Below are 8,643 nucleotides of genomic sequence, written 5' to 3' on the forward strand. Positions count from 1 at the left end.
CGGATCACCCGCTGCTGCGACGGACCATTCGGCGCGGTTAGACCGTTGCTCGCCCCGTCCTGATTGACGGCACTGCCCCGCACCACCGCCAACACGCGATGCCCCAACCGCCGCGCATCCGACAACCGCTCCACCAACAAGATCCCCACACCTTCGCCCCAGCCCGTTCCGTCGGCGGTAGAAGAGAAGGCGCGGCATCGACCGTCTGTTGACAGCCCCCGTTGTCGAGCGAACTCGACGAAGGTGGTGGGGGTGGACATGACGGTGACCCCGCCGGCGAGGGCCATGGAGCACTCCCCGGACCGCAGCGCCTGGCAGGCCAGGTGCAGGGCGACGAGGGACGACGAACACGCCGTGTCCACGGTGACCGCGGGCCCCTCCAGCCCCAAGCTGTAAGCGATTCGGCCCGATGCGATGCTGCTCGAACTGCCGGTGAGGACATAGCCCTCAACGGACTCCTGTGAACGCTCCAGGTGGATCGCATAGTCCTGAGCGTTGATGCCGGTGAAGACGCCGACAGGATTGCCCTGTAGCGACCGTGGGTCGATGTGCGCCCGTTCCAGCGCCTCCCAGCTGGTCTCCAGCAAGAGCCGCTGCTGCGGGTCCATGGCCAGTGCCTCGCGGGGACTGATGTCGAAGAAGGCGGGGTCGAATTCGGCCGCGTCGTACAAGAAGCCGCCCTGCCGCGTGTAACAGGTGCCCTTGTGCGCAGGATCAGGATGGAAGATTCCCTCGAGATCCCAGCCACGGTTCGTCGGGAAGTCCGCGATCGCGTCCCGTTCCATGAGGATGAGATCCCAAAACTCCTCGGGCGTACTGACGCCTCCCGGGAAGCGACACGCCATGCCGATGATCGCAATGGAGTCGTCGTCGGCGTTGATGGCGGGGCTGGGCACCACCGCGCTCGCTGAGGCGGATCCCTCGCCCATCAATTGGGCTTGCACATACCGGGCGAGCTTGGTCGGCGTTGGGTGATCGAAGATGAGGCTGGTGGGGAGGCGCCGCTCGGTGACGGCGGTCAGCCGGTTGCGGGTCTCGACGGCGGCGAGGGAATCGAGTCCGAGATCCTTGAAGGGGCGGTCTGGGGGCACCGCGTCGATGTCGCTGTGTCCCAGGACCGCAGCCACCTGGGTCCGTACGAGCCGGAGAAGCAACTCCTGTTGTTCGCTCGGGTTCCGGTCGGCGAGCTGTCGATGCAGAGCCGTGCCGGACTGCTGATCCACCACATCCCGAGTACGTTGCGTCCGGGCTTCGGGAATGTCCTGGATGAGCGGAACGAATTCGCCGGTGTGGCTCAGAAGGCCGGCGAAGGTGCTCCAGTCGATGTCAGCGATGATGCGGTGGGCTTGCCCCGGCGCGACGATGGCTTGCGAAAGCGCGGTGAGTGCCGGTTCGGTGGGCATGGGGAGCAGGCCTCGGCGCGCCAGGTGCCCGGTGATTTCGGCGTTGGCCAAGCCGCCGTGCTCCCAGAGCCCCCAGGCGATGCTGGTGGCGGGGAGTCCCTGGTCGCGGCGGTGCTGGGCCAGGGCGTCGAGATAAGCATTGGCGGCGGCGTAGTTGGCCTGACCCGGACTGCCGAAGGTGGCTGCTGTGGAGGAGATCAGGACGAAGGCGTCGAGGTCCAGATGCCGGGTGAGGTCATGCAGAAGGTGGGCGGCGTATGCCTTGGGGCCCAGGGCGGTCGACAGATGATCGGGAGTCTGGGTGGCCAGTGTTGCGTCGTCAAGGACTCCTGCGGTGTGGATGAGGGTGGTGAGGGGGTGGGTTGGGGGGATGGTGTTGAGGAGGTTGGTGAGTTGGGTTGGGTTGGTGGTGTCGCAGGTGGTGATGGTGGTGGTGGCGCCGAGTTGGGTGAGTTGGTGGTGGAGTTGGGTGGCGTGGGGTGTGTTGGGTCCTTGTCGGTTGGTGAGGAGGAGGTGGCAGTGGGGGTGGTGGGTGGCGATCCAGGTGGCGATGTGGGTGCCGAGGGCGCCGGTGCCGCCGGTGATGAGGATGGTTCCGTGGGGTTTCCAGGGTTGGGGGTCGTGGGGTGTGCAGTGGGCGGTTGTACGGATCAGACGTCGGGCGTGAAGTCCGGTGGAACGTAGCGCGAGCTCGCGCTCATCATGTTGGGTGGTGAGGGCGGTGGTGAGGTGGTGGAGGTGTTGGGGGGTGAGGGTGGTGGGGAGGTCGATGAGTCCGCCCCATTGGTCGGGGTGTTCGAGGGCGGTGGTGCGTCCGAGTCCCCAGATGTGGGCTTGGGTGGGGTGGTTGAGGGTGTCGGTTGGGTGGGTGATGGTTGCTGTTTGGGTGAGGGCCCATAGGGGTGCGGTGATGTGGGGGTGGGTGGTGAGGGTTTGGGTGAGGGTGAGGGTGAGGGCTGTTCCGGTGGGGATGTGGGGGTGTTCGGGGTGGGGTTCCTCGTCGAAGGCCAGAAACGAGAGCACACCATCGATGCTCACGCCGTCGCTGTGCTCAGTGAGCTGCTGAGCGACGGTTTCGGGATCAGAGTAGGAAGAGTCGAGGGTGAGCTTGATGGTCCGCGCCCCGAGTTGATGCAGGGCATCGGCGACGAGGTCGATAAGGGCGTGAGGACTCTGAAGAGCGGGCACGACCACGAGCCAGGTGCCGGGCGACCTGGTGCTGGCCTGGGGGAGAGTGACCGGCTTCCATTCCTCGCGGTAGTGCCAGGAATCAATGACGGTCTGGTCGTCGTGGCGCTTGCGCCAGGCGGAGAGGGCCGGCAGGACGGTCTCGAGAGAGGAGTCACGGTCGATGGACAGGGCGGAGGCCACTGCATCGACGTCGTACTTCTCCAGCGAATCCAAGAACCGGACGTTGGTGGTGTTGGGGGTTGGGGTGGTGTTGAGCCAGTAGTGGTGGTGTTGGAAGGGGTAGGTGGGGAGGTTGGTGTGGTGGTGGGTGTGGTGTTGTTGGTGCCAGGTGGTGGGGTGGCCGTGGGTGTGGAGGCGGGCGAGGGCGGTGTGGGTGGTGTGGGTTTCTGGTTGGTGGGGGTGGAGGAGGGCGGTGGTGTGGGGTGTGTGGTGGGGGAGGTTGTGGTGGGTGAGGGTGGTGAGGGTGGTGAGGGTGGTGAGGGTGGTGTCGGGTCCGAGTTCGAGGTAGGTGGTGACGCCGTGGGTGTGGAGTTGGTGGGTGGTGTGGGTGTAGTGGACGGTGTTGCGGGTCTGATGGGTCCAGTAGCCGGGTGTGGCGGGGTCTTGACCGGTGGGGTCAGTGGTGATGAGGGGTGTGTGGGGCTGGTGGTAGGTGAGGGTTTGGGCGGTGTCGCGGAGCTCGTCGAGGATGGGGTCGATGTGAGGTGAGTGGAAGGCCGCGCTGACATTGAGCGGGGTCGTCTTGCGCCCCATGGCGCGGAACTGCGCGGCGATGGTGTCCACGGCGTCGTGGTCGCCGCTGATGACGACGGATCCGGGGGCGTTGACGGCCGCGATGGACACCTGCGTCTCGAGGCCTGTGAGGTGTTCTTGGACTTCGTGGGGTTGGGCTTGGATGGTGGTCATGGTGCCGGTGGTGGGGAGGGTGTGCATGAGGCGGGCGCGGGTGGTGACCAGGCGGGCCGCGTCGGTGAGGGTGAGGATGCCGGTGAGGTGGGCTGCGGTGATCTCGCCGAGGGAGTGTCCGGCGTAGAAGTGGGGCGTGACTCCGTGGCCTTCGGTGACCAGGCGGTGGAGGGCGACCTGGAGGGCGAACAGGGCGGGCTGGGCGTAGAGCGTCTGGTCCAGCAGCCGGGACACGTCGGTGTCCGCCTCGGCGAACATCACATCCCGCAGGGGCTGTTCCAGGTGCGGGTCGAGGTGGGCGCAGGCCTCGTCGAGGGCCTCGGCGAACAGGGGGAAGGCCTGGTAGAGCTGGTGTCCCATGCGGGGGCGTTGTGTGCCCTGCCCCGAGCAGAGGAACGCCAGCTTCCCCGCTCCGGACGCCACGCCGCGCACAAGCCCCTCGTGCTCCTCACCGGCCGCCAGTGCCGCCAGGCCGTGGAGGAAGTCCTCGCGGCCGGGACCCAGGAGTACCGCACGGTGCTCGAAGGCGGCACGGTCGTTGGCCAGCGCGTATCCGACGTCGGCCAAGTCGAGTTCCGGGTCGGAAGCGAGGTATTGACGCAGTTGCCGCGCCTGCGCTCGCAGCGCATCCTCGGACTTCGCCGACACAACCCAAGGCACAGACAGCGAAGGTGGCGTTGAAGCGTCTTCACCATTTGCCGGGGCTTCGGCGGGTGGTGGTGCCTGTTCGAGGATCACATGCGCGTTGGTGCCGCTCACCCCGAACGACGACACGCCCGCACGCCGTAGGCGGCCGGTCTCAGGCCAGGGCGTGGCCTCCGTCAGCAGCCGCAGCCCGCTCGCAGACCAGTCCACGTGCGGCGACGGCTCCTCGATGTGCAATGTCCGCGGCAGCAACCCCTGCCGCATCGCCAGCGCCATCTTGATGACGCCGCCCACCCCGGCTGCCGCCTGGGCGTGTCCGATGTTCGACTTCATCGAGCCGAGCCAAAGCGGCTGGTCCGCGGGCCGGTCCAGACCGTACGTGGCCTGGAGGGCCTGCGCCTCGATCGGGTCGCCCAACGTGGTCCCCGTACCGTGTCCCTCCACCGCGTCAATGGCGGCCGGAGTCAACTCGGCGTTGGCGAGGGCCTGGCGGATGACACGTTGTTGCGAGAGGCCGTTGGGTGCGGTGAGGCCGTTGCTGGCTCCGTCCTGGTTGACCGCCGTCCCCCGTACCACGGCCAGGACGGGATGCCCGAGCCGCTGCGCGTCCGAGAGCCGTTCCACCAGCACCATGCCCACACCCTCGCCCCAGCCGGTGCCATCGGCTGTGGCTGAGAACGCCTTGCATCGTCCGTCCGGAGACAGCCCACGCTGCCGGGAGAACTCGATGAAGGCCGCCGGGGTGGACATGACGGTGACCCCGCCGGCGAGGGCCATCGAGCATTCTCCGGACCGCAGCGCCTGGCAGGCCAGGTGCAGTGCGACCAGCGACGATGAACACGCCGTGTCCACGGTGACCGCCGGCCCTTCCAGACCGAGGGTGTAGGCGACGCGCCCCGAGGCGATACTGCCCGCGCTTCCATGAACGAGGTATCCCTCGAACCCCTCGGGAGCGGTCGGGAAGCGCTGCGCGTAGTCGTGGTAGGCCAGCCCGGCGAAGATCCCGGTCTGCGTGCCACGCACGGAGGTTGGGTCGATTCCTGCCCGCTCGAAGGCTTCCCAGGAGACCTCGAGAAGCATTCGCTGCTGAGGATCCATGGCCAGGGCCTCGCGCGGGCTGATGCCGAAGAATTCGGCGTCGAATTCGCCCGCGTGGTGAATGAATCCCCCCTCTCTCGTGTACGACGTTCCGAATCGCTCGGGGTCCGGGTCGTAGAGCTTGTCGAGGTCCCAGCCGCGATCGGTCGGGAATCCCGAGATCGCGTCCTGCTCGGCCACGAGGAGATCCCATAGCTGTTCCGGGGACTGCACGTCCCCCGGATAGCGGCATGCCATGCCGACAATTGCGATGGGTTCGCCCGTGCCGGCGGCCGTGAGGGGGACGTGGCTGATGATTTCGCCCTGCGTACCCAGAAACTGCTCGCGCAGATGCTGCACGAGCGCGGCGGGGCTCGGGTGGTCGAAGACGATGGTAGATGCGAGGGTCAGCCCGGTGGCCTCGCACAGGCGATTGCGCAGTTGGACGGCAGTCAGCGAGGTGAAGCCCAGTTCCTTGAATGCGCGCTCGGCTTGGATTTTCTGGGGGCTCTGGTGGCCGAGGACGGCGGCGATATGCGCACGAACGACGTCGAGGAGGATCTGCTGCTGCTCGTCCGGTCGTTGGTGGGAGAGCCGCTGACGGAGGGTGGCCGTGGCGGGCGATTCGGCCGTGACGGTGCGAGGAGCGTGCTGGTCGGCTTGCGGCTCGGAGAGATGAAGCCAGTAGTGGTGGTGTTGGAAGGGGTAGGTGGGGAGGTTGGTGTGGTGGTGGGTGTGGTGTTGTTGGTGCCAGGTGGTGGGGTGGCCGTGGGTGTGGAGGCGGGCGAGGGCGGTGTGGGTGGTGTGGGTTTCTGGTTGGTGGGGGTGGAGGAGGGCGGTGGTGTGGGGTGTGTGGTGGGGGAGGTTGTGGTGGGTGAGGGTGGTGAGGGTGGTGTCGGGTCCGAGTTCGAGATAGGTGGTGACACCATGGGTGTGGAGTTGGTGGGTGGTGTGGGTGTAGTGGACGGTGTTGCGGGTTTGGTGGGTCCAGTATTCGGGTGTGGTGGGGTTTTGTCCGGTGGGGTCGGTGGTGATGAGGGGGGTGTGGGGCTGGTGGTAGGTGAGGGTTTGGGCGGTGTCGCGGAGCTCGTCGAGGATGGGGTCGATGTGGGGTGAGTGGAAGGCCGCGCTGACATTGAGCGGGGTCGTTTTCCGCCCCATGGCCCGGAACTTGGCGGCAACAGTGTCCACGGCATCTCGGTCGCCGCTGATGACGACGGATCCGGGGGCGTTGACGGCCGCGATGGACACCTGCGTCTCGAGGCCTGTGAGGTGTTCTTGGACTTCGTGGGGTTGGGCTTGGATGGTGGTCATGGTGCCGGTGGTGGGGAGGGTGTGCATGAGGCGGGCGCGGGTGGTGACCAGGCGGGCCGCGTCGGTGAGGGTGAGGATGCCGGTGAGGTGGGCTGCGGTGATCTCGCCGAGGGAGTGTCCGGCGTAGAAGTGGGGCGTGACTCCGTGGCCTTCGGTGACCAGGCGGTGGAGGGCGACCTGAAGAGCGAACAGGGCGGGCTGGGCATAGAGCGTCTGGTCCAGCAGCCGGGACGTGTCGGTGTCCGGCTCGGCGAACATCACATCCCGCAGAGGCTGTTCCAGATACGGATCGAGGTGGGTACAGGCCTCGTCGAGGGCCTCGGCGAACAACGGGAGGGCCTGGTAGAGCTCGTATCCCATGCGGGGGCGTTGTGTGCCCTGCCCCGAGCAGAGGAACGCCAGCTTCCCCGCTCCGGACGCCACGCCGCGCACAAGCCCCTCGTGCTCCTCACCGGCCGCCAGTGCCGCCAGGCCGTGGAGGAAGTCCTCGCGGCCGGGGCCCAGGAGTACGGCGCGGTGTTCGAAGGGGGTGCGGCTGGTGGCCAGCGCGTGTCCGACGTCGGCCGGGTCGGCCTCGCCGTGGGCCGTCAGGTACGCGTGCAGTCGTGCTGCCTGGGCGCGTAGTGCCGGCTCGGACTTGGCCGACACCATCCAGGGAAACGACGCCGAAGAGGTGTCCGCGAGGTTGTGGTGGGCCTCCGGTGGTGCCTGTTCGAGGATGACGTGCGCGTTGGTGCCGCTCACCCCGAACGACGACACGCCCGCACGCCTGGCCCGGTCGGTCTCCGGCCAGGGCATGGCCTCGCTCAGCAGCCGTACCGCCCCCGCCGTCCAGTCCACATGCGGCGACGGCTCCTGGACATGCAATGTCCGCGGCAGCAGCCCTTCCCGCATGGCCATCACCATCTTGATGACCCCCGCGACACCCGCCGCGGCCTGCGCATGCCCGATATTCGACTTCACCGACCCCAGCCACAACGGCGCATCAGCAGACCGCTCCTGCCCGTACGTGGCCAGCAACGCCTGCGCCTCGATCGGATCACCCAGCCGCGTACCCGTCCCATGCCCCTCCACCGCATCCACATCCACCGCGGACAGCCGCGCACTGGCCAGCGCCTGCCGGATCACCCGCTGCTGCGACGGACCGTTCGGCGCGGTTAGACCGTTGCTCGCCCCGTCCTGGTTGACGGCACTGCCCCGCACCACCGCCAGCACCCGATGCCCCAGCCGCCGCGCATCCGACAGCCGTTCCACCAACAACATCCCCACACCCTCAGCCCACCCCGTACCATCCGCCCCAGCCCCATACGCCTTGCACCGCCCATCCACCGACAACCCACGCTGCCGCGCGAACTCCAGAAAAATGCGTGGGGTGGACATGACGGCTACCCCACCCGCCAGCGCCATGGAGCATTCCCCCGCCCGCAGCGCCTGGCAGGCCAGGTGCAGGGCCACCAGAGACGACGAACACGCCGTGTCCACGGTGACCGCAGGCCCTTCCAGCCCGAGCGCGTAAGCGATTCGGCCCGAGGCGATGCTCCCCGCGCTGCCGGTGAGGATGAAGCCCTCTGCGGACTCCGGGGGGCGCGAGGCGTGTCCGACGGGGTAGTCCGGCGGGTTGATACCGGTGAACACGGCGGTTCGGCTGCCGCGTACGGAAGCCGGGTCGATGCCGGCGCTCTCGAAGGTTTCCCAGGAGGCCTCCAGCAGCAGCCGCTGCTGCGGGTCCATCGCCAGCGCCTCACGCGGAGAGGTCTCGAAGAACTCGGCGTCGAATCCGGCAGCGTCGTGGAGGAAGCCACCGTGTCGCGTGTAGCAGGTGCCGGACCGGTCCGGGTCCGGGTCGTACAGCCGCTCGACGTCCCAGCCACGGTCGGTGGGGAAATCCCCGATCGCGTCCGTCTCCGCCACGATGAGCTGCCAGAAGTCCTCCGGGGACCGGACCTCGCCGGGGAAGCGGCATGCCATGCCGACGATGGCGATGGGCTCCTGTTCCCGCTCGGTGACCTCGTAAAGACGACGGCGAGTCCGGTCCAGGTCGGCGGTTACCCGCTTCAGATAGCTGAGGAGCTCGTCTTCGTGCACCACTGGGATCACTTCCTTGAGC

The 8,643-nt window shown here is 67.7% G+C and carries 1 protein-coding gene; it reads right to left on the reverse strand.

From position 1 onward, the window contains the following. On the reverse strand, positions 1–8,624 hold an 8,624-nt coding region (locus ACZ4WQ_RS35835), incomplete at its 3' end, for a type I polyketide synthase (protein ID WP_468022712.1). Positions 8,625–8,643 lie beyond the last annotated feature (19 nt).

Source organism: Streptomyces sp. NPDC028305 (genome assembly GCF_055569495.1).